Genomic DNA, 22,256 nt, shown 5'->3' with positions numbered 1-22,256 from the left:
TGAGATTGGTTCGTTAGTTTTAATCTTATTTCTTAAACAGTAGACCTAACAGGTTTTTGAAACCTGTTAGGTCTTTCTATATAAGTTTTATCAATTAAATATATTGGTTAATGATATTTTCAAACAATTCTTGTTTGCCACTTTGAAGTGTTAACTCTCCGTTTTGGTTTGCGATATCATATAAATCTTTAAGGTTTAATTTTCCGTTTTCGAAATCTTTACCTTTTCCAGAATCGAATGAACTGTATCTTTCTGTTCTTAATTTCTCATAAGGAGAAGAGCTAATAATTTTATCTGCAGTCAACAATGCTCTTGCAAAAGTATCAGCACCACCAATATGCGCTAAAAATACATCTTCTATATCTGTAGAATTTCTTCTGATTTTTGCATCAAAGTTTACTCCTCCGCCTTGTAATCCGCCAGCTTTTAAGAATACCAACATTGCTTCTGTAGTTTCCTGAATGTTGTTTGGAAATTGATCTGTATCCCAGCCATTTTGATAATCACCTCTGTTGGCATCAATGCTTCCTAACATTCCGGCTTTTGCAGCAACTTCTAATTCATGCTGAAAAGTGTGCTGTGCCAAGGTTGCATGATTTACCTCAATATTGATTTTGAAATCTTTATCCAAGCCATATTCTTTTAAGAATCCAATTGCAGTTGCCGAGTCAAAATCGTATTGATGTTTTGATGGTTCCATTGGCTTTGGCTCGATAAAGAATGTTCCTTTAAAACCTTGTGATCTTGCATAATCTCTGGACATTGTCAAGAACTGCGCCATGTGGTCTAATTCTCTTCCCATATCTGTATTCAATAAAGACATATAACCTTCTCTACCGCCCCAGAATACGTAGTTTTCTCCATCTAAAGCGATAGTTGCATCCAACGCTAATTTTACCTGACCTCCAGCTCTTGCCACAACATTAAAATCAGGATTTGTAGCTGCTCCGTTCATAAATCTTGGATTTGAGAAACAGTTAGAAGTTCCCCAAAGCAATTTAATTCCAGAGGCTGCTTTTTTCTCTTTTAAGTATTCTGTAATTGCCGCCAAACGTCTTTCTGATTCAGCAAATGTTGGTCCTTCTGCAATTAAATCATAATCGTGAAAACAGAAGTAATCAAATCCCATTTTGCTGATAAATTCAAAAGCCGCATCTGCTTTATCTTTTGCCGCCTGAACTGCATCTGTAGCCTGATCCCATGCAAAATTCTGAGTTCCTGGTCCAAACGGATCACTTCCTTGTCCGCAGAATGTATGCCAATAAGCAATGGCAAATCTAAAATGCTCGCGCATTGTTTTTCCAGCCACAATTTGATCCGGATTGTAATATTTGAATGCTAATGGATTGTCTGATTCCTTTCCTTCAAACTTAATTTGTCCAATGCCTTTGTAGTATTCTTTATCTCCTAAAACTATCATTTGATTCTTTATTTAGTTGTTAATATTAATTCTAATTCTTGTTTCCATTTTTGATATGCCGCTTCATAAGGTTCTCTATTTTTCAATGGTAAAAATGTCATAACGTGATCATTGGTCGTAATACTTGAACCAAATTTGTTATAATCACCATCTTCTAAACCTACAGCTCTTGCTGCTCCAACAGCTCCGGTTGTGTTGTAAATCTCGATTTCATGACCAATTAAAGTAGCAACGGTATTTGAGAAAATTTCTGAGCGAAATAAATTGTCATTTCCTGCTCTAATTACATTAATTGCAGCATTATCATCTTTTAAACATTCCATTCCGTATACAAATGAAAAAGCGATTCCCTCTAAAGATGCTCTAAACAAATGAGCGCTATTGTGAATATTTAAATTGAGGTTTAAAAAATGTGTTCCGATGTTTTTATTGTTGAACATACGCTCCGCGCCATTCCCAAACGGAATCACGACAACACCATCCGACCCAATATCAATTTTCGTTGCTTTACGATTCATTGATTCATAGGTTTCATTACCCATATTATTTCGAAGCCATCTGTATTGAATTCCTGCTCCGTTAATATTTAAAAGTTTACCAACTCTAGGCGTTTCTAATTCGTAATTAACGTGTACAAAATTGTTTACTCTTGTACTTTTTCCCGACGATATTTCGCTTACCGCATAAAAAACACCAGAAGTTCCGCCTGTTGCAGCCACTTCTCCCGGATTTAAAACATTCAAAGCCAAAGCATTATTAGGCTGATCGCCTGCTCTGTAAACTACCGGAATACCAACAGGAAGTCCTGATTCTTTTGAAGCTTTCTCTGTCAAAATACCTTGATTGGTAAAATTTTCTACAATTTTTGGCGTCAGCGATTGGTCGATTCCGTAGTAATCTAAAAGCCAGTCAGCTACTTTATTTTCTTTATAATCCCAAAGCATTCCTTCAGACAAACCGTTTTTGGTAGTGGTTACTTCGCCTGTCAATTTCAAAGCGATGTAATCTCCCGGAAGCATGTATTTATAAATTTTATTATAAATTTCGGGTTCATTTTCTTTCACCCATTTTAGTTTTGAAGCGGTGAAGTTTCCCGGAGAATTCAACAAATGTTTCATGCATTTTTCTTCTCCAATTTCGGCGAAAGCCTTATTTCCAATCTCAACTGCACGGCTATCGCACCAAATAATAGAATTTCGAAGCGCATTTCCCGTTGCATCTACGATAACCAATCCGTGCATTTGATAGGAAATTCCAACGCCCTGAATTTTCGATGCATCTATATTGGCTTCACGAATAGCTCTTTTAGTTGCTACACAAATGTGCTGCCACCAAATCTCCGGATCCTGCTCTGCCCAATCTGAGTGCAGTGACAAAATTTCCATTTCGTTTTGAGGCTCATGCAAAACAATTACTTTTTTTCCCGTTTCAGCTTCTACCAAGGCTACCTTGACAGAAGAACTTCCAATATCATATCCTATATAATACATAACTTTATAATCATTCTAACCCGTTGGGCGTAATTCATAAATATTTTATTTCAACACATAATCCCGAAGCTTAAACACAATATTTTCGTTTAGTTTGTCATTTCGACGGAGGAGAAATCACACTAGAAACTCTACAATCAAAATCGCCAATCTTTATCGAATCCCGCGTGTGATTTCTCCTCCGTCGAAATGACAAAATCTTCGATTTTATGTCTTTGCTAGAGACTTACACTATTAAAAATCATCAAACTCAGGCTAATAATAAAACAACTTATTCCGTAAAAATTGATTTACAATAAAAATTGAAATCGAGTGTTTTTTGAGCGAGCATTTCGTCCTTTTTTAAATTTAGACTATAAAATCTGGCAGCTCTGTGCGAAACATCTTGTTCTTTCTCATTAGAATCATTTACTAAGTCCATCTGAAATAATTTCCTTCTAAAATTGGATTTGTTTATCTCGATGTTTAAAATTTCTTCATAAAGACGGATCACTTGCAGTAATGTGAATTTTTCCGGTAATAAATTAAATCCTATTGCACTGCTGCAAATATTTTTGCGCAATTCTTTTACACTATAATCTAAAATGGCTTTATGCTTATCATTCAAACCTGTAATCTCGTGAATACCAATCCATTTTACATCTTCGCTTAAGGTTTCATTCGAGATCTTTCCCCTTTTTACCAATGCATAATATCCAATTGAAATATCCTCGTGCAATGAAGATTGGGACGAATAACCAAAAGCTTTTAGCTGTTTTAAGAAAAACTGATCGTTGCCAATATATCTCTCCAGAATATTTTGAGCTGTACTTGACATTGTTTCATTTTTCTTTATATAATCGTTAGCCAGTCTCCAACTTACATTTCCTTGATTTTCCTTTTGTTTTACCAGTAAAACTTTAAGGCTATCATCTTCAAAATTGAAAATAACACAGTCAATTTCTATTATATTCCCGCTATTTTGTCCGGCGGTTTTTCTAACTTTTTCATCCCCTTTTTCCATAGAAAATAAAATTTAACCCATTAATTTTTCGTCAACTTTAATCTGCTGATGTTTTAATACTGTAAGGATCTATTGTAATGATTGAACCATCTTCGAGATACTCTATTTTTGTAACTTTCATGCTTCGCAAATGCGTTATCCCTTTTGACAAACTTGAATCGTGATAAAATAAATACCAATCTTCATCGACTTTACAAATAGAGTGATGTGAAGTCCAGCCTACAACAGGATTCAGGATTTTGCCCTGATAGGTAAATGGCCCATATGGACTATCGCCTATTGCATAACAAATAAAATGAGTATCGCCGGTAGAATATGAGAAGTAATATTTTCCGTTGTATTTATGCACCCAGGAAGCCTCGAAGAAACGTCTGTCATTATCTCCGGCTAATAATATTTCGCCGTTTTTATCCAGAATTTTTATCTCTTTTGGATCTTCGGCAAGTTCTAACATATCATCTCTAAGCAAAGCTACAATTGGTCCTAAAGCGGGTTCGTTACCAACTGGTTCTTCATAATTCTGATCGTACGTATTATTTCGGTATTTCTGAAGTTGTCCGCCCCAAATACCTCCAAAATAGATATAATGTTTCCCATCTGTATCTTCAAAAACGGCAGGATCAATACTGTAACTTCCTTTTATGGCTTCAGGCTGTGGTAAAAATGGACCAACAGGCGAATCACTTACGGCAACTCCAATCTGAAAGATTCCATCCGGACGTTTGGCTGGGAAATACAAATAATATTTACCGTTTTTGCAAGCTGCATCAGGAGCCCACATTTGTTTTTCTGCCCACGCTACATCATTTACATGCAAGGCTACACCATTATCTACAACTTCAGAATCGATATTTTCCATTGAAAACACATGGTAATCTTCCATACCAAAATGATCTCCATTATCATTAAAAGGTATACCGGCATCTATATCGTGCGAAGGATAAATATAAATTTTACCATTGAATACGTGTGCCGACGGATCAGCGGTATAAATATGGGATACCAAGGGTTGCGAAATTGCTTTTTTATTAATTTGATCGAAATTAATTTCTTCAATACTATCTTCTGGCATTAGTCGTGTTTTTGTTTTATATAAAATAATTAAGTTCTCTTTTCTTTTAAATCTGCCTCTATTTGTGCTTCCATATTTTTATCGATTTTATAGAAAAATAATAGCACAACTCCTGTCAAAAAAGGTATTGCAGGAAAAATACTGACCAATAATTTGATTCCGTTTATAGCAAAATCTGTTTGAGTCAGGGAATTTGGTACATAGTGAAAATATCCTAAAAACAAGGTTGTCAAGGAACCTCCAATACTTAAACCTGCTTTTAAACCTACCATCATTGCCGAAAAAATAATTGCTGTAGCACGACGGTTATTCAGCCATTCTGAGTAATCAGCAACATCGGCAATCATTGCCCATAAAAGCGGAATTGTGATTCCGTAGAAAAATCCATGCAAAATCTGGGAGAAGAATATGAAACTAATCGCGGTTGGCGGAAAGAAGTAAAAGGCGAGAATAAATAAGGTCGAAATGAATAAAAACAAGCCGAATATATTTCTCTTTCCGTATTTATCAGCCAGACTTTTCGACAAAGTAATTCCCACGATCATAAATATAATTCCGCCTGCATTGAATAATCCAAAACCTGCAGAAACGGGATCATTCCCAAAATGATTCAATCCTATATTTGATAATGTATCCAGAATTGGCTGTATAAAAAGTGCCAACTCCTCTTTATTGACATAATTTTCAAAATAGTAAACATAAGAACCGCCTTTCATAGACAAAGTAATGAATACGAGCGTTGTAAGGCTTAACATAATCAGCCACGGTTTGTTTTTCATTAAATCGCTTAGATCTTCACGAACACTTGATTTTTGTTCCGGTTTTGGAATAATACGCTCCTTTGTTGTTAAAAATGTGATAAGCAACATGATAGTACCAATAACAGCCAAAACGGTCATTACTTTTTCAATACCTATGGCTTTGTCTCCATTTCCGGCACTTTTAATAATTCCAAGCATAAAAACCTGAACGAAAAATTGGGCAAACATAACTGCCACAAAACGATAAGACGACAGACTGTTTCTCTCTTTCATGTCGCCTGTAATTACACCGCTTAAAGCCGAATACGGTAAATTATTGCTTGCATAAAACAGTAATAATAAAGTATAAGTTACAACGGCATAAATTACTTTTCCCTGATAAGAGAATCCTGGTGTTGTAAAAGCGAGTAATGCAATGATGCCTAAAGGTATAGCAGTTATTAAGATCCATGGTCTGAATTTTCCCCATTTTGTAATGGTTCTGTCAGCCAGTACACCAATAATAGGATTAAAAACAAAAGCCGCCACTAATCCCACGACAAGCATAATGATGGAAGAATCCGTAGGCGATAATCCATAGATATCAGTATAAAAATATGCCAGGTACGTCATCAAAGTCTGAAAAACTAAATTTGCAGCGAGATCTCCTAAGCTATATCCGATTTTTTCTTTAATGGATAGTTTTTGTGAAATGTGATTCATTATTTTATGTGGTTAATTTGGTTCGAAATCAGAGTTTATTTTTCTCAGATTTCGTTTGGTTTTTTGGTTTTGCAAAACAAACAATTAATAAAACAATCGGTTGTGTAAAATTATATAAAAAAACAGAATTAGCAAGTTCACTTTGTATTATTTCATAATATAAAACAAAAAGCACATTCGGTTGTGTAGTTTTCAATAAAAGAGTTTTTTAAGCCAAATTTTTATTGTTTTGTTTCTTTTAATTCAATTACACTGTTATACGCTTTTTTATGCTTTAAGTCTTTATCAAATAACAATGGGTAATTTGTCCTGCCTTTTATAGGCCAGTCATTTAACCAGGATTGTCCATCATGAACTCCCCAAAATGTTACACGACTAATTTTATCTTTATGCTTTAAAAATAATTTAAAGATCGAGGCATAACGCTCGGCAAGTTTAACCTGTACAGAATCCGGAAGTGATTTAGGATAAGGATTCATTTTTGCATTCAATTCAAAATTCTGATTTACATCGGCACCATTTAAATTATGTGGATCTGGCAGTACAGAAATATCAAGTTCGGTAAAAGCTACTTTAACTCCAGCGGCAGAATATTCCAAGATACTTTTCTCAATTTCTTCTAATGCCGGATGATTTAATTTCCAATGCGCCTGAATTCCCACACCATCAATTTTTCCTCCGGCTGCCTTGATTTTTTTGATTAAAGCAATATTTCCCGCTCTTTTAGCCGGTGCTTCATTATTATAATCGTTATAATACAAATCAACTTTTGGGTCAGCAGCTGCAGCCCATTTAAAAGCATCTACAAGATAGCTTTCTCCAAGTGTATTTAGAAATATCGATTTTCTTAAAGTTCCATCTTCGTTCAACGCTTCATTGACCACATCCCAGGAATCAACTCTGCCTTTGTATTTAGAAACAATTGTCGTGATATGATCTTTAATAAAGGCTTTCATTTCTGTGCTGTCTTTAATTTTTTGCATCCACGGCGCCAATTGGCTGTGCCAAATCAAAGTGTGGCCATGAATAAACATCTTGTTTTTTTCGCCATAAGCAATAAATTTATCCGTCAGGGCAAAATCATATTTGTCTTTGAAAGGATGTACAAACATCGATTTCATGATATTCTCGGCTGTTATAGCATTAAATTCCTTTTTTATTAAGGAATCTTCTTTGGCATTTTTTTCTTCAATTTGATCTGCACTCAAGGCTGTTCCTATATAAAAATCGTTTTTATAACTGTCTTTTAAAGAAATAGCGCTTTTTTCTTTTTTCACATTACAGCTGCTTAAAATCACAAGGGACAAGAGCGGTAAATAGCAATTAATTAATCTCATTTTTTTTGGTTTAAGGTTAATAGTTAATTTTATTTTTGAGTTTTTAAAATTTCAAAAAGTATTATTTTCGAGTTTATAAGCAATTCCCATTTCCAAGCCTCTTAGTTCGGCAAGACCTTTTAGTCTTCCTGTTAAAGAATATCCGGGATAAGTTTCTTTTTCTTCGTCAATGGAATGTAAAAATCCGTGATCGGGACGCATTGGTACACTTACTTTTCTGAAATTCATTAGTAAAAGAATTTTTTCGACAATACTTTCCATTTTTGTATCACCTTTCAAATGTTCTGATTCTCTGAAAATAGTTTCGCTTTCGCGGAAGGTATTTCGAAGATGCAAAAAGTGAATCCTGTCTCCCCAATTATCAATAATTCTTTCCAGATTATTTTTCGGATCTGCTCCCAACGAACCTGTGCAATAACACAATCCATTCGAATTTAAAGGAACCGCAAGCAATATTTTTTTGATATCCTCTTCGGTAGAAACAATTCTGGGCAAGCCTAAAACCGAAAATGGCGGATCATCTGGATGTATCGCTAATTTAGAATCACATTCAGCAGCTACCGGAGCTACTTCTGATAAAAAATAAATCAGATTCTCTCTTAATTTCTCATTAGTAATTTCAGCGTAATTATTTAATAGTGAAAGAATTTCTTCCGCAGTAAAGCTGATTTTACTTCCCGGCAATCCTAATAACACATTTTTAAAAAGTAATTCTTTTTCTTCTTTCGAAAGTTTATTACCAAATTGCAATGCTTTTTCTTTTTCAACCTCAGAATAATCATTCTCTGAATTGGGTCTTTTTAATAAAAAAACATCAAAATAAGTAAAGGCATCCTGATTATACAACAAAGCTTTACTTCCGTCTTCATTAACAAAATTGTGATTTGTTCTAACCCAATCTAAAACTGGCATAAAATTATAAGTGATGATTTTAATACCGCATGCTGAAAGATTTTTGATAATAATTTTATAGTTTTCAATGTATTGCAAATAATTTCCGGTAGCGCGCTTTATTTCTTCATGAACAGGCAAACTTTCTACAACCAACCACTCTAATCCGGCTTCGATAATCATTTGCTTTCTTTCTTTAATATCATCGATTGTCCAGACTTCTCCAACAGGAATTTGATGCAGTGCCGTTACGATTCCTGTCGCGCCGGCTTGCTTAATATCTTTTAAAGTGACGTTATCCTGAGGACCAAACCACCGCATGGTTTGCTGCATTTTTATCATACTAAACTACTATTAGAATTATTTAAACATAAAGTACTGATATCCAAATTATGTATATGTCTTAGTTATTTTTCACGCAGATTTAAAAAGATTTAAGCTGATAAGCGCAAATTAATTTAATAAAAATCTAAAATTAAATTTGCTCTAATCTGCAAAATCTGCGTGAAACAAAATCATTTTAATCTTAACAATTCTATCTAACTCTTTGCAAAAGGAACACAGATGAAAAATCCGTTTAATCCGCGTTCCTCTATAGGCAATTTAAATTAGCAACTATTTACATCCAGCTAAAGCTGAACGCTATTCATTTATTCCTTAAGATTTAAAAACCAATACTATTTCCTCCATCAACTGGTAAAATAGTTCCGGTTGTATATTTTGATTCGCTCAAGGCGAAATAATAAACCGCATCTGCAATATCTGATGGTTCTCCTAAAACGCCCATCGGAGTTCTTGAAAGCACTTTATTTTTTCTTTCCGGATCACTGTCCAAAGCTTTTGCTGACATTTTTGTTTTAATAAAACCCGGCGCAATACAGTTTACTCTGATTCCAAATGGTGCCAACTCTACCGCCATTGCACGTGTCATGGATTCTATTGCGCCTTTACTGGCAGAATATGCAATTACTTTCGGAATTCCGTATTGTGAAGCCATTGAACTAATATTAATAATACTTCCGCCGCCATTTTCTTTCATGTTTTTTACAACAGCTTTACTAACGGCAAAAACACTTAACAAATTGGTGTGAATTATGGATAGAAAATCTTCATCAGTAACGTCTAAAAATTCCTTTTTCATGTTGATTCCTGCATTATTTACCAAAATATCAATCCGATTTTCTCTGGTCAGATTCTCAATCATTTCTGCAATTCCATCAATATTATTAAGATCAAAAAGTACTGGAATTGCATTTGGTCCAATTTCCTTACAAGCTTCTTCTGTTTTTTCTTTCGTTCTTCCGATTATATAGGTTTTGATTCCGTTATCGCATAATTTCTTCGCTGTTGCGAAACCCAAACCCGAATTTCCTCCGGTTACAATTGCCGTTTTTGTACTCATTTTTTTTAATATATATTTATTGGACGCTGATTACACGGATTCGCGTTACAATTATTCAATAGTTCATTTACCTATCCATTTCCCGGTGCAAAAGGAAACTTTAATGATTTAAAATAGTCCAAAGACTGTTTTGGTTTCTCTACTCCAACCGGCAATTCTTTACCCGAGTATTGCTGAAAATAAAGCAGACAGGCATCGCGCCACCATTTTGCTTCCTGATACTGAATTTTTAATAACATTTGAACTTCTTTAAAACGATCACTGTCAATATATTTTTCAGTTTTGTCCCAGATATTCTGCATTTCTTTTACCTGATTTACGCCTTCCTGATATTTTAAAGCCAAACCATTCCAAAGTGTTTGTCCATTTTTTAATTTATAATCCCAGGAAACATGATGAAACCACAATAAATCTTTCTCCGGACAAGTTTCTAAAGTCGAAAAAAGTTTTTCTATTTCTGGCGCGTATTGTGCTGTGGCATTGGTTCCTGTTTTAGAACGGTCGAAACCTATTCCGTTTTTATCCGCTTTGTGATAATACACCGGATTCCATTCTGGTCTTGATAAATTAGAAACCCACGGACCCGGACCATAATGATGTCCCGTATCCATAATGTGATGCAAACCCAGAGGAGTCATGTAATTTACAACCGCTTCTCTTGATTGAATCATCATACCTTTAACTGGTTTAATGAAGTTTTCATCGTTCGAAAATGTACATCTCAGCCATTCATCAGCAATAGTTTCAGAGTCTAAGTAAGGATTCCATGCCAGTCTTCCAAAGCCATACCAATTTGCCTGTGCAAAAGGATGTCCGGTCCAGTTTAGATCATTTCCTATATTCGAAACACCTGCAATTCCGCTAAGTTTTGTGTGACTCAAAGTACCATCAATTACTTTGGCGATCGTTGTACCTTTTCCTTTTTGATAGGTGTCCGATTCTAAAACTTCCTGAAATAATTTGGGTAAATAAACCAAATGTGTACTAAAACCCAGATATTCCTGTGTGATTTGAAACTCCATCATTAAAGGTGTTTTTTGCATTGCACCAAACATGGGATGAAAAGGTTCGCGAGGCTGAAAATCGATCGCGCCATTTTTTACCTGAACAATCACATTTTCTCTAAACTTTCCGTCGTAAGGCACAAATTCGGCATATGCTTGTTTAGCACGATCATTAGCATCATGTTCTGAATACACAAATGCACGCCACATAATTATGCCTCCAAAAGGTGCTACGGCATCAGCCAGCATATTGGCTCCATCAACGTGATCTCTTCCGTAGTTTTGTGGTCCCGGTTGACCTTCTGAATTTGCTTTGACCAAGAAACCTCCAAAATCAGGGATTTGTTTGTAAATTTCAGCTGCTTTATTTTTCCACCACTTTATTACTTCAGCATCTTTTGGGTCGGCTGTTTTTAAACCTCCAATTTCAATTGGTGCCGAAAATCTTGCTGTTAAATACACTTTGATTCCGTATGGTCTGAATACATTGGCCAAAGCTTGAACTTTCTCTAAATATTGAGGTGTTAAGATTAAGGCATTTGCATTTACATTGGTCAAAACAGTTCCGTTAATCCCAATTGATGCATTGGCTCTGGCGTAATCAATATAACGCTGATCTATAAAATCAGGTAATTTTTGCCAATTCCACAAAGAGAATCCGGCATAACCGCGTTCAACGGTTCTGTCCAAATTATCCCAATGATTTAGAATTCTAATATTTGTTTTAGGTGCATCAACAATATTTAGATTTTTAATTGACTTATTGGTTTGAATCAATCTTAAAAAAGTATAAACGCCGTATAAAACTCCAATGTCCTTTTTACCGGTGATCAAAATGTGTTTTTTATCTTTTACGAAAATTGACTTAATCATAAACCCTTCTTCATTGATCTGATCAAAGTTTCCAATTTCTTTTTGGATTTCTGAATCTAACGATGCTTTCGAACCAATAATAATAGTATTATCTCCCGTAGTTATTGACTCATTTTCGAGTTTGTTTCCTAACATCTCATTCAAACCTAATTCTAATTCAGCACGGGCAATTTTTATAGTTTCAGAATTTCCCAAAGAAACAATTTCCTGAATATTGGAAAGATATTCTGCTTTCAGATCATCATTAGTAATCTTATTGTATTGCAACCATAATTTATAATCTTTTTGAGCCGATACAGAATAGCAAACCGCAAAAAAAAGTAAAATAGATCTGAAAAAAGTCCTTTTTGTATACGTCATTTTATTTGCTTTCTATCAATTTATCATTTTAAGTACAAATCACAGATTTTATCCAAAAGCAACTTATTTATCAAAAAAAGTGCTAAAAAAATATACTTTCAGAAAAAATACACAACTTGCAATCGGTTGCGCTAAAATACAAAAATATGGTAATAAAAAACTAAAAATCGATTTTTTTTAAATTTTAGATTATTTCGCTAAGAGATTTAAATCATCGACGGCAAATTAAAATCGAGGTTTTATTGTAAAAAAATAACCTGTTAATACGTATGTATTAACAGGTTATTTTATAGAATTAAAGTGAGTTTTAAATCCTTTTAGAGGATTCACGTATGAGGACTTGTGTATTTAAAAATGTAATTTCTTTTGCATCTTCTTCCTTAGCCGATTTTAGATTTTTGATAATCAGTTCAGCCGCAGCTTTACCCATTTTCTCAGCAGGATGTGTTATAGTAGAGATGTTAGGCTCAATGATTTCAGAAATTGGATCATTGTTAAACCCTATTACCGCAAACTCTTCAGGTATTTTAACACCTCTTTTTTTAGCGGTCTGTACTGCACTTACAGCAAGAATATCTCCAGGAGCAAAAAGACCGTCCGGAGGAGGTTTTAAATCAAATAATTGATTGCAAGCCTTTACTCCATCTTCATACTTCATTTCTTTCAGACTAATAATCAAACTTTCATCGACTGGCAGTTCATGTTCTAATAAGGCATCGATGTAACCTCTCTTTCGTTCATTATAAAGTGTACCAAATTCTGATCCGGCAGTTAAATGCGCAATTCTTCTGCATCCTTGCTCTATCAAATGCTTTGTCGCCTTGTAACCCGCCAGATAATTATTGATTACAACACGAAAAGTATCATAATCTCTGGGAACCCTGTCAACAAATACTAAGGGAATATTGTTATTTGAAAATTGTTTAAAATGAGAGGTATCTTTGGTTTCCATTGCAAGGGAGCATATAACTCCACTTACTCTGTTGCTGTATAAGGACTTGGCTAAATTAACTTCTGTTTCGTATGAATCATGCGACTGCATAATAATGACTGAATATTCAGATTTTTGAGCCGTAATTTCAATACCACTAATCAAAGAGGACAAAAAAGGCTGCGTTACTGTTGGTATTAAAATACCAATAGTTCTCGATTTATTACCTCGCAAACCTGCCGCCAAAGTGTTCGGTACAAAACCCATTTCCTTGGCTGTCTGCTTTACTTTTTTGATTGTCTTTTCACTGATAGTATGATGATCTTTTAAAGCTCTTGAAATCGTTGATGTCGCAAGATTGAGCTTCTCGGCAATATCATATATCGTTACATGTTTGTGTTCTTCCATCAATTATAATACTAATATCAGTAAATGTAATTATTTTAATGATATAACAACCCATTGTGTATGCATTTAGCATATTGTAAACTGGAGTTGTCATCTATTTTACTACAAAAAAGCATTTACTTTATTATAAAATAATTACACTTATATCCAATAAAAAAGAGAGGCTGTTTCACAAATTGTGAAACAGCCTCTTATATTTTGTAAAGACCCCTTAATTTAATTTTTAATATAAATAATTAAGAGCTGTAATATCGTTAGAATTGAATGCTCCAGTTTCATTTGAACCGAAACATGCTCTCATATATGAAGTTGCATCATATCCAGAAGGTGTTCCTGGAATTTGAATTGCTCCAACACCAGCTGTTCCTTCGTTTGAATTCTGTCCACAGCTTTGACGGCTAAACCAGTCTGTATGGCGTAAACCAATACAGTGACCAATTTCGTGTGCAGATACGTGTGCATTTACACCTGTTGAATAAGTATCTAATCCAGAATATAATGTAACTGAATTATAAGGTGCTCCTCCTGAAGGGAAACCTGCTACTCCACCAGCAGATCCCGTTTGTCTCCGGACAACAATGTTTGCCCCAGAAGTACTTGAACTAAAAGTTAGCGTGAAGTTAATAGACAATCCTAGATTATTGTATCTATTTATAGCTGCTTGTAATCCAGCACGCATATTTGTACTTAGAGCTGTTGTTCCAGTTCCTGTTAATCCAACAACTTTAATAGTTCTTGGTGCAGATACTAAATTAGTAGTATGGTATTGCTCTGTAGTAATACCTCCATGAAGATCCATTTTATTTAATTGATCCTGAGTAACGATAATATCTCCTTCTACAAGGAATGCGTCCTCAATGGTACCGTCTAACTTAGTGTTTTTAATCACTTGAACATCTGTAGCATTTAATGAAAGTGCTCTAAGTTTATTTAATACTTCTGGAGTTACTTTAAGAGATGCTTGGTTTGATTGATCTGCCTGATCTTCTTTGTTACAGGACAAAATCGTTAGCGCTATAAATGACAGGGCTAAAATTGATTTAATTTTTTTCATAAATAATAAATAGGTTATTTGGGTTTTTAAAATAAGTTGGTAAATAGGGGGTCTTTACAAAATATTGTAATATTTATTGTCAAATTTATATAATTTTTAATCTTAAAATACTTATAAAATAACTATTTAACAATTTTAACATTTTTTGTTAAATAATTTTATGTAACTTTTTTAGCAATAATTGTTTGATTATTATGGTAAACCCAGCAAAACCAATAACTCAATACAAATCAATTTGTTACATTAAAAAATATCATTTATAAATTTTATCTAATGCAAAATGTGTTAAAAAATGATTTTGCAGTTTTATAGACTATCTAAAACATAAAAAAGGGTTCTAAAAAAAGAAGATTGCGATACAAATTTTGAAGATTACGTAGAAAATAAAAAATCATAAAATTTTTACAAATATTTTAATAAATTTGATTTACCTACAACGCATAAATATTTCAAATAGAAATCATTAAATACAATTTCATCTTTGTTTTATCGCAGTTAAGAAGTGAAAAAGAGCTATGATAGTGAATTGTGTTATGATTAATCAGAATATTTATAATAGCCCTAACATCTACAGTAAATGAAGAAACAAATTACTTTTCTCTTTTTTATCATAACTACAATCAGTTTCTCACAGAGTTCTGATAAGTGGAAACAATACGTCAAGAAAGAAAACGGAAGAAAATTGGAGAAATACTATCTTACGTCTTTAGAAAATGCACATCACAATAAATACAAGATTGTAAAAAAATTGGATAGTACTTTTTGTATTGTTGAAAATGAAAGTTTGAGATCTAATCAGATTCTACAAAAAACTTTCCCTGTTAATAGCTTATGGAAATTACCCTCAAATTTTTCAAATCATATAGAAGAAAAACAGTATATAATTGCAACTGATAGCATCAAAACGTTAATTATTGACTTGAAATCAAGGAACATTTCTGATATCAAAATACTGGATAACCATCTTTTAATGATAAAAAGTGATTCCAAAAAAATTGAGGAGATTATAACTTTAAACAGTGTATCTTCTGTTTCGCAAGAAGCGTTGCTGCCAAAAAGTGAGTCTAAAATAATAGACCAAAATTTCACTATCAATTCTGTAAATAAAGCAAATACTAATTTTCCTCTTTTAACAGGTGAAAATCAAATTGTAGCCATCAAAGATGATTTTTTTGATGTAAATGATATTGATCTCTTAAATAAACAGGTTCCTTCTTCGACACAATCTACAATTGTATCAAGCCATGCAACAGCAATGGCAACTATAGTTTCGGGATTAGGAAATAGTTCTACATTAGGAAAAGGAGTCGTTCAAAAAGCCAAGATATTATCGTCTGACTTTTTGAATATCTATCCTGATGAAGTAACAACTTTACAAGGCGCTGCCACACAAAACCATTCCTACGGTACAGAGATTGAGAATTTTTATGGCTCGCTTGCTAATGCTTATGATTCTCAATTATTCTCAAATACTGATTTGACACATTGTTTTTCCTCTGGGAATACTGGACTTCAGGGTTATAAATCTATTACCGGTAACTTCAAGCAATCCAAAAATAGTATCGTATTGGGTTGTATTGATCAAAACGAAGTAATTATGCCGTTTTCTTCAAAAGGTCCAGCTTATGACGGCCGTATAAAACCTGAGTTAGTTGCCTTTAGCACACAAGGAACTTCAAATTCTACAGCAGTAGCTACAGGAATTATTACGCTTATGAAACAACATTATAAGTCTATAAACAACATCTCTCTAACTAATGCACTTACAAAAGCAATTTTAATTAATAGTGCTAAAGATTTAGGCAATCCAGGCCCAGATTTTATTTATGGTTATGGCAATATCAATGCTGATAAATGTTTAAAAACGATCAGCGAAAATAGAATTATATCAGGTAATTTGACATCTGGTCAGATAAACTCACATATTATTACCGTTCCGGAAAATGCCAAAAACTTAAAAATCACATTAGTCTGGAACGATTTACCCGCTGCAATCAATAGTAACATAAGTTTGGTAAACGATTTAGATATCGAAGTTATTTCGGCTGACAATTCCACTTTCTTACCGTGGATTCTTAATCCTGATGTACCTGAGCAACAAGCAGTAAGAGGAAAAGATAAAATTAATACTGTAGAGCAAGTCACTATCGAAAATCCGTCATCTCGACCTTATACTATCAATGTTACTGGTTTTTACATATCGAATGCGTCTCTGGAATACAGCATAGCTTATGAATATGAATTGAAAAATCAATTTGAGTGGAATTATCCTGTTATCAATGATAATTTTCCTTATGATGGTAAAACTATTTCTCCTTTCAAATGGAATTCTTCATTTTCTGATGTCTCTGGACAATTGTCTATAAGTTATAATAATGGACAGTCTTGGGAAGTTATCGCAAATAATGCAAATCTGGATAGCGAACAATTTACTTATACGCCAACAGAACAAAAATTTTCGAAAGCAAAATTAAAAATGACCATTGAAAACACTGATTATATCTCTGATAACTTTACTATTTCTTATGATTTGAATATCAATACCAGTTTAGTTTGCGATGGCACAACCGAAATTAACTGGAACAAACCCGCCGATGTTTCTTCCTATAATATTTATCAACTGACAGGAGATCGTTTAGAATTTAAAGAACAAATAACAAACGCTACTTATGCCTATAATGACGGAAAAATTTACACTGTTATTCCTGTATTTGACAATATCGAAGGCATAAAAAGCGAATCAACATTACAGTATGCTCAAAACTCAAATTGTTATTTTGAGTTGACTTTGGCAGAAATTTTTGAGGAAAATAAAGTAAAGATTGATGCCAGTCTTTTCAGCTTGTACAATATCAAAAGAATTGAGTTAGTGAAAATAATTAATAACATCGAAAGTGTTATTAGCACAATCAATAGTATCGATTCAAAAACATTCTCTTTTCTAGATTCTACTCTGATAAAGGGCAGCAATAAATATAAAATAAATCTGATTTTAGAAAACAATAATGTAGTAAGTTCTCAAATTCTTGATACTAATTATTTAGGCAATGATTTGTTTTTTGTCCACCCTACAATATTGAGCAAAAATGGAGAATTAAATATTGAAGCCCAAAAAGAAGAAAACGCTATTTTCTATTTGTACAATATGAATGGACAAAATACTATTACTTCTCCTCTACTTTCTAAAACCAATAACATCAATCTAAAAAATACTGCTTCGGGAATTTATATCTATAAAATAATTACAAAATTAGGAGAAACACAAACAGGAAAAATTATAGTTTTTTAAACTGATATCCACTAAAAGTCATATAAATAATAAATTAAGGTTTTTATGATTTATTAAACCTTCTGCTAAAAAATAATTAAGCATTCCTTCTCTTTAGATAAAATTCTCAAAATCTAAATAGAAAAAGCATCCACACAATAACCTCAACCGATCTAAGAAAGAAAGCTTCGTTCATTACAAATACTACTTATAAAAGAAATTTGTATTTTTAATCTGAAAAGTAATTCCAAACCAACTATCAAACTCTAAAAATATGCGCGCTATTCTCTTCTTAAGTTTAATTCTACTTACTGTTTCTTGTAAAAATGAAACGAAATCAAAATCTCTTCAAGATTATTTTTCTTATAATCAAAATAACGAAGTAGAATCAGCTGGTGTAAAAATGATTCCTATTAAAACACCTGTTGGGGAATTTAAAGTATGGACGAAACGATTTGGAAATAATCCAAAAATTAAAATACTATTGTTGCATGGCGGACCAGCAATGACGCATGAATATATGGAATGTTTTGAAACCTTTTTTCAGCGTGAAGGTTATGAATTCTACGAATATGACCAACTGGGATCTTATTACAGCGATCAGCCAAAAGACAGCACATTATGGACAACAGAACGTTTTGTTGAAGAAGTAGAACAAGTACGTAAAGCTATTGGAGCAGATAAGGATAATTTTTATGTTTTAGGAAATTCCTGGGGCGGAATACTTGCAATGGAATATGCCTTAAAATATCAGCAAAATTTAAAAGGTTTATTGGTTGCAAATATGGTTGCCAGTGCGCCTGAATATGGAAAATACGCTGATGAAGTGCTCGCAAAACAAATGAAACCGGAAATTCTAGCCGAAATCAGAGCATTAGAAGCTAAAAAAGATTTTAGTAATCCGCGCTATATGGAGTTATTGATTCCTAATTTCTACAAAAAACATTTGTGCCGATTAAATGAATGGCCGGATGGATTAAATCGTGCCAGCAAACATATTAATGGAGAAATTTATACTTTAATGCAAGGACCTAGTGAATTTGGAATTAGCGGTCGTTTAGCTAAATGGGACATTAAAAATCGTTTACACGAACTTAAAATTCCTACTTTAATGATTGGAGCCAAATATGATACAATGGATCCAAAAGCGATGGAAGAACAAAGCAAATTGGTTCAAAAAGGAAGATATTTATATTGTCCTAACGGAAGCCATTTAGCAATGTGGGACGATCAAAAGGTTTTTATGAATGGCGTAATTCAATTTGTAAATGATGTCGATTCTGAAAAGTTTTAAAATGAAGTTTTAAATCATTAAAACTAGTCCTGAATAATATTTAATAAGGCACCTGTAAAAGCTTTTTTACAGGTGTTTTTCTTTTATAAACTCTCCTTTTTCATTCTTCTTTGTTTGTGCAGATTTATTCTGAAAAATTTTACACCAAGTATTTTTAATTTCAAATTGAAAAATCAACTTTCTGATGTGGTAGAAATACAGAAATACTTCCTCATAATTAAAGTAAAATTTAGCATCAGTTAAAAAGAACAAACTCATCAAATTTTTAAAAGAATTGTCAAAACAATGTTGCAAGTTATAATTTGCAACCATTTCTTTCCTACAATTTTAAAGGTCAGTTCTTTTTTTTTCTAATTTTAAAACTCCCATAAACAAATAACAACAATCTTTTCAAGTGTTTCCTGAGTAAATTTTATTTATCGGTTAACATTAGCACTCATCGTATATATTTTTCAGTTCTTTTTCCAACCAATAAAAGTATAATTATGAAAATTAATTTTTTACTCTTGAAAATAGTGCTTTTACTATTTATTAATGTGCTTTTTATTAACTCAATTCAGGCTCAGGAAAAATCATCTGATCAAAACTGGCCAGATCGAACTGTTCTTCCTATAGAACCTTATCAAAAAGTCGGTAAAGTTGCCCCTACAATCAAAGATTCTGATCCTATAGAATGGCCTAAAGAAGTTAGCGCACCTGAAGGAGCTCCCAACGTATTATTAATTATGATAGATGATGTTGGTTTTGGTGCAACTTCTACTTTTGGAGGTCCAATACCGACACCAAATTTTGATGCTCTTGCCAAAAACGGATTACGATACAACAGATTTCATACAACAGCGGTTTGTTCGCCTTCGAGAGCTGCACTTATTACAGGACGAAACCATCATACAGCAGCAACAGGAATTATTATGGAATTCTCTACTCCATATCCCGGATATAACAGTCTAGTGCCGCGGAGCGTTGCTACAATTGGTAAAATATTGACTGATAATGGTTATGGAACTTCATGGTTTGGAAAAAATCATAATGTACCGGATTGGCAATCTACTCCTGCCGGACCTTTTAATTTATGGCCAACAGGTTTAGGTTTCGAATATTTCTACGGTTTTCTGGGTGCAGATGCGCATCAATTTAGACCTGCTTTGTTTGAAGGTACAAAACCTGTCGATCCTTATTTTAAAGACGAAAAAGTAGATCCTGATTATATTTTAGACCGAGATTTAGCAGATCATGCTATTCATTGGATACAAACACAAAAAAACGTTTCGCCAAACAAACCTTTCTTTGCTTATTATACGCCTGGAACAGCACACGCACCTCATCAGGCACCAAAGGAATGGATTGCAAAATTTAAAGGAAAATTTGATCAGGGATTTGACAAACAACGTATTGCAACTTACGAAAACCAAAAGAAATTAGGCATTATACCTTCGGATGCATTATTGGCAGCTACTCCACCGGAATATCAAAAATGGGATGCTCTTTCTCCGGGAATGAAAAAAGTAGCCGCTAGAGAAATGGAAGTTTATGCTGCAATGCTAGCGTATTGCGACAATCAAATTGGTAGAATATTGCAATCTATTAAAGATTTAGGGCAATATGATAATACGATGGTCATCTTTATAATGGGTGATAACGGAGCCAGTGCCGAGGATCCAACTGGTCAGGGATTGACAAGCGAAATTGGTATTATGGTAAATGGCGAAGTTGATACTGAAGAATTTATGCTGAAACATCTCGACGATTTTGGTGGTCCGTGGATGGCAGAACATTATTCTCAAAGTTGGGCTCACGCTATGAATACGCCTTTTCAATGGGATAAAAAAATCGCTTCGCATTTAGGAGGAAGCCGCACCGGAATGGTGATTTCATGGCCTGCAAGAATCAAACAAGTGGGACAAATTCGCAGTCAATTTGCACATATTACTGATATTGTACCAACAATTCTGGAAGCAGCAAATATACCTCAGCCCAAAAAAGTTGATGGTTTTGAACAAGAACCTATAGCAGGAAAAAGTTTGGTCTATTCGTTTGATAATGCAAGTGCTCCTGAAACTCACAAAACTCAATATTTTGAAGTTATTGCCAACAGAGGTTTTTATAAAGATGGCTGGCTGGCCAATACAACTCCAAAAAATCTACCTTGGCAAGGACATCCAATTCCATCAGAAGATCCTGTAAAAGATTATAAATGGGAATTGTATGATCTGACAAAAGATTATAGTCAAGCTAATGATATTGCGGCACAAAATCCTGAGAAATTAAAAGACATGCAAAAAGCTTTTATGGAAGAAGCGCAAAAATATAAAGTTTTCCCTTTTGATGATCGTTATATTGATCGTGTGAACCCTGAAAATCGTCCTAATTTAAATAAAGGAAGAACGAAATTTACTTTCCATCAAGGAACATCTCGTATAACAGAAGGAATGGCGCCAAATATGAAAAATACTTCGTTTAGTATTACGGCTGATATTGACGTCAAAGCAGGACAAGAAGGAATGATTATTACTCAAGGTGGTTATTTTGCAGGTTTAGCTTTGATGCTTCAAAAAGGAAAACCAACTTTTGCTTATGCTTTCTCTCATTATCCGAATCATAAATGGCGTATACAATCGCCAACTGCTTTAACTGCGGGTAAACATACAATCGTATTAAATTTTGATTATGCCGGCGGAGGTGTTGGTAAAGCAGCAAAAGCTACCTTATTGGTTGATGGAAAAAAAGTAGCAAGCGGAGATATTCCTAAAACAGTTCCAAGCCGTTTTTCTGCTGATGAAACTCTTGATGTTGGCGAAGATTTTGGTACACCGGTCGACAGAACTTATGATGCTCCGTTTACTTTTCAGGGAAAAATAGAAAAAGTTACAGTTGATTTAAAACAATAATTTATTTAGATATAAAAAGACCAATTCGATTTTTCATTTTATGATTCTCATTGGTCTTTTTTGAAAGATATTGTAAAATTTGAAATATAATACAGAGA

General features: G+C 33.7%; 14 protein-coding genes. 3 read left to right on the top strand and 11 right to left on the bottom strand.

From position 1 onward, the window contains the following. Positions 1–94: 94 nt before the first annotated feature. The 11 genes from xylA to WN975_RS25315 form a co-directional block, all read right to left on the bottom strand. The gene (gene xylA, locus WN975_RS25365; protein ID WP_337968896.1) at positions 95–1,420 is read right to left on the bottom strand and encodes a xylose isomerase; all 1,326 of its coding nucleotides are present in this window, start codon (positions 1,418–1,420) and stop codon (positions 95–97) included. An 8-nt stretch (positions 1,421–1,428) separates the two neighbouring features. Next, complete coding sequence (locus WN975_RS25360; RefSeq protein ID WP_337968895.1) at positions 1,429–2,910, bottom strand: FGGY family carbohydrate kinase; 1,482 nt, start codon at positions 2,908–2,910, stop codon at positions 1,429–1,431. A gap of 271 nt (positions 2,911–3,181) precedes the next feature. Further along, a complete protein-coding gene (locus tag WN975_RS25355; protein ID WP_337968894.1) occupies positions 3,182–3,913 on the bottom strand; it encodes an NUDIX hydrolase in 732 nt (243 codons plus the stop codon). A 37-nt stretch (positions 3,914–3,950) separates the two neighbouring features. Beyond that, positions 3,951–4,985: a glycoside hydrolase family 43 protein gene (locus WN975_RS25350; RefSeq protein WP_337968893.1), complete on the bottom strand. Its 1,035-nt coding sequence runs from the start codon at positions 4,983–4,985 to the stop codon at positions 3,951–3,953. 29 nt (positions 4,986–5,014) lie between these two features. Next, a complete protein-coding gene (locus WN975_RS25345; RefSeq protein WP_337968892.1) occupies positions 5,015–6,448 on the bottom strand; it encodes an MFS transporter in 1,434 nt (477 codons plus the stop codon). A gap of 221 nt (positions 6,449–6,669) precedes the next feature. Next, positions 6,670–7,725, bottom strand: coding sequence for an endo-1,4-beta-xylanase (locus WN975_RS25340; RefSeq protein WP_337968891.1), 1,056 nt, complete (start codon positions 7,723–7,725; stop codon positions 6,670–6,672). Between the two features lie 111 nt (positions 7,726–7,836). Then, positions 7,837–9,009 (bottom strand): mannonate dehydratase, encoded by a 1,173-nt coding sequence (gene uxuA, locus WN975_RS25335; RefSeq protein ID WP_337969019.1) that lies wholly within the window; start codon positions 9,007–9,009, stop codon positions 7,837–7,839. Between the two features lie 331 nt (positions 9,010–9,340). Then, positions 9,341–10,078 carry an SDR family oxidoreductase gene (locus WN975_RS25330; protein ID WP_337968890.1) on the bottom strand — a complete coding sequence of 246 codons (738 nt, stop codon included), beginning with the start codon at positions 10,076–10,078 and terminating at the stop codon, positions 9,341–9,343. A 71-nt stretch (positions 10,079–10,149) separates the two neighbouring features. After that, a complete protein-coding gene (locus tag WN975_RS25325) occupies positions 10,150–12,315 on the bottom strand; it encodes an alpha-glucuronidase family glycosyl hydrolase (protein WP_337968889.1) in 2,166 nt (721 codons plus the stop codon). A gap of 307 nt (positions 12,316–12,622) precedes the next feature. Continuing rightward, positions 12,623–13,654 carry a LacI family DNA-binding transcriptional regulator gene (locus WN975_RS25320; protein WP_337968888.1) on the bottom strand — a complete coding sequence of 344 codons (1,032 nt, stop codon included), beginning with the start codon at positions 13,652–13,654 and terminating at the stop codon, positions 12,623–12,625. Between the two features lie 223 nt (positions 13,655–13,877). After that, positions 13,878–14,708 (bottom strand): M57 family metalloprotease, encoded by an 831-nt coding sequence (locus WN975_RS25315; RefSeq protein WP_337968887.1) that lies wholly within the window; start codon positions 14,706–14,708, stop codon positions 13,878–13,880. 577 nt (positions 14,709–15,285) lie between these two features. On the opposite strand from WN975_RS25315, the gene WN975_RS25310 reads away from it, so the two are divergent. From WN975_RS25310 to WN975_RS25300, 3 genes are all read left to right on the top strand, one after another. Then, positions 15,286–17,997, top strand: a complete 2,712-nt coding sequence (locus WN975_RS25310; protein WP_337968886.1) for a S8 family serine peptidase — start codon at positions 15,286–15,288, stop codon at positions 17,995–17,997. Between the two features lie 253 nt (positions 17,998–18,250). After that, positions 18,251–19,270: a proline-specific peptidase family protein gene (locus WN975_RS25305; protein ID WP_337968885.1), complete on the top strand. Its 1,020-nt coding sequence runs from the start codon at positions 18,251–18,253 to the stop codon at positions 19,268–19,270. A 485-nt stretch (positions 19,271–19,755) separates the two neighbouring features. Then, the gene (locus tag WN975_RS25300) at positions 19,756–22,158 is read left to right on the top strand and encodes an arylsulfatase (protein WP_337968884.1); all 2,403 of its coding nucleotides are present in this window, start codon (positions 19,756–19,758) and stop codon (positions 22,156–22,158) included. The last annotated feature ends 98 nt before the right edge of the window (positions 22,159–22,256 follow it).

The organism is uncultured Flavobacterium sp. (genome assembly GCF_951805225.1).
Taxonomy (GTDB): Bacteria; Bacteroidota; Bacteroidia; order Flavobacteriales; family Flavobacteriaceae; genus Flavobacterium.
The sequence above is the reverse complement of the archived record's forward strand: the minus strand, read 5'-3'. Positions and strand labels throughout refer to the sequence as shown.

Coding starts and splice junctions, on each gene's coding strand:
- xylA (WP_337968896.1), bottom strand. CDS start 1,420: ATGATAGTTTTAGGAGATAAAGAATACTACAAAGGCATTGGACAAATT.
- WN975_RS25360 (WP_337968895.1), bottom strand. CDS start 2,910: ATGTATTATATAGGATATGATATTGGAAGTTCTTCTGTCAAGGTAGCC.
- WN975_RS25355 (WP_337968894.1), bottom strand. CDS start 3,913: ATGGAAAAAGGGGATGAAAAAGTTAGAAAAACCGCCGGACAAAATAGC.
- WN975_RS25350 (WP_337968893.1), bottom strand. CDS start 4,985: ATGCCAGAAGATAGTATTGAAGAAATTAATTTCGATCAAATTAATAAA.
- WN975_RS25345 (WP_337968892.1), bottom strand. CDS start 6,448: ATGAATCACATTTCACAAAAACTATCCATTAAAGAAAAAATCGGATAT.
- uxuA (WP_337969019.1), bottom strand. CDS start 9,009: ATGCAGCAAACCATGCGGTGGTTTGGTCCTCAGGATAACGTCACTTTA.
- WN975_RS25330 (WP_337968890.1), bottom strand. CDS start 10,078: ATGAGTACAAAAACGGCAATTGTAACCGGAGGAAATTCGGGTTTGGGT.
- WN975_RS25325 (WP_337968889.1), bottom strand. CDS start 12,315: ATGACGTATACAAAAAGGACTTTTTTCAGATCTATTTTACTTTTTTTT.
- WN975_RS25320 (WP_337968888.1), bottom strand. CDS start 13,654: ATGGAAGAACACAAACATGTAACGATATATGATATTGCCGAGAAGCTC.
- WN975_RS25315 (WP_337968887.1), bottom strand. CDS start 14,708: ATGAAAAAAATTAAATCAATTTTAGCCCTGTCATTTATAGCGCTAACG.
- WN975_RS25310 (WP_337968886.1), top strand. CDS start 15,286: ATGAAGAAACAAATTACTTTTCTCTTTTTTATCATAACTACAATCAGT.
- WN975_RS25305 (WP_337968885.1), top strand. CDS start 18,251: ATGCGCGCTATTCTCTTCTTAAGTTTAATTCTACTTACTGTTTCTTGT.
- WN975_RS25300 (WP_337968884.1), top strand. CDS start 19,756: ATGAAAATTAATTTTTTACTCTTGAAAATAGTGCTTTTACTATTTATT.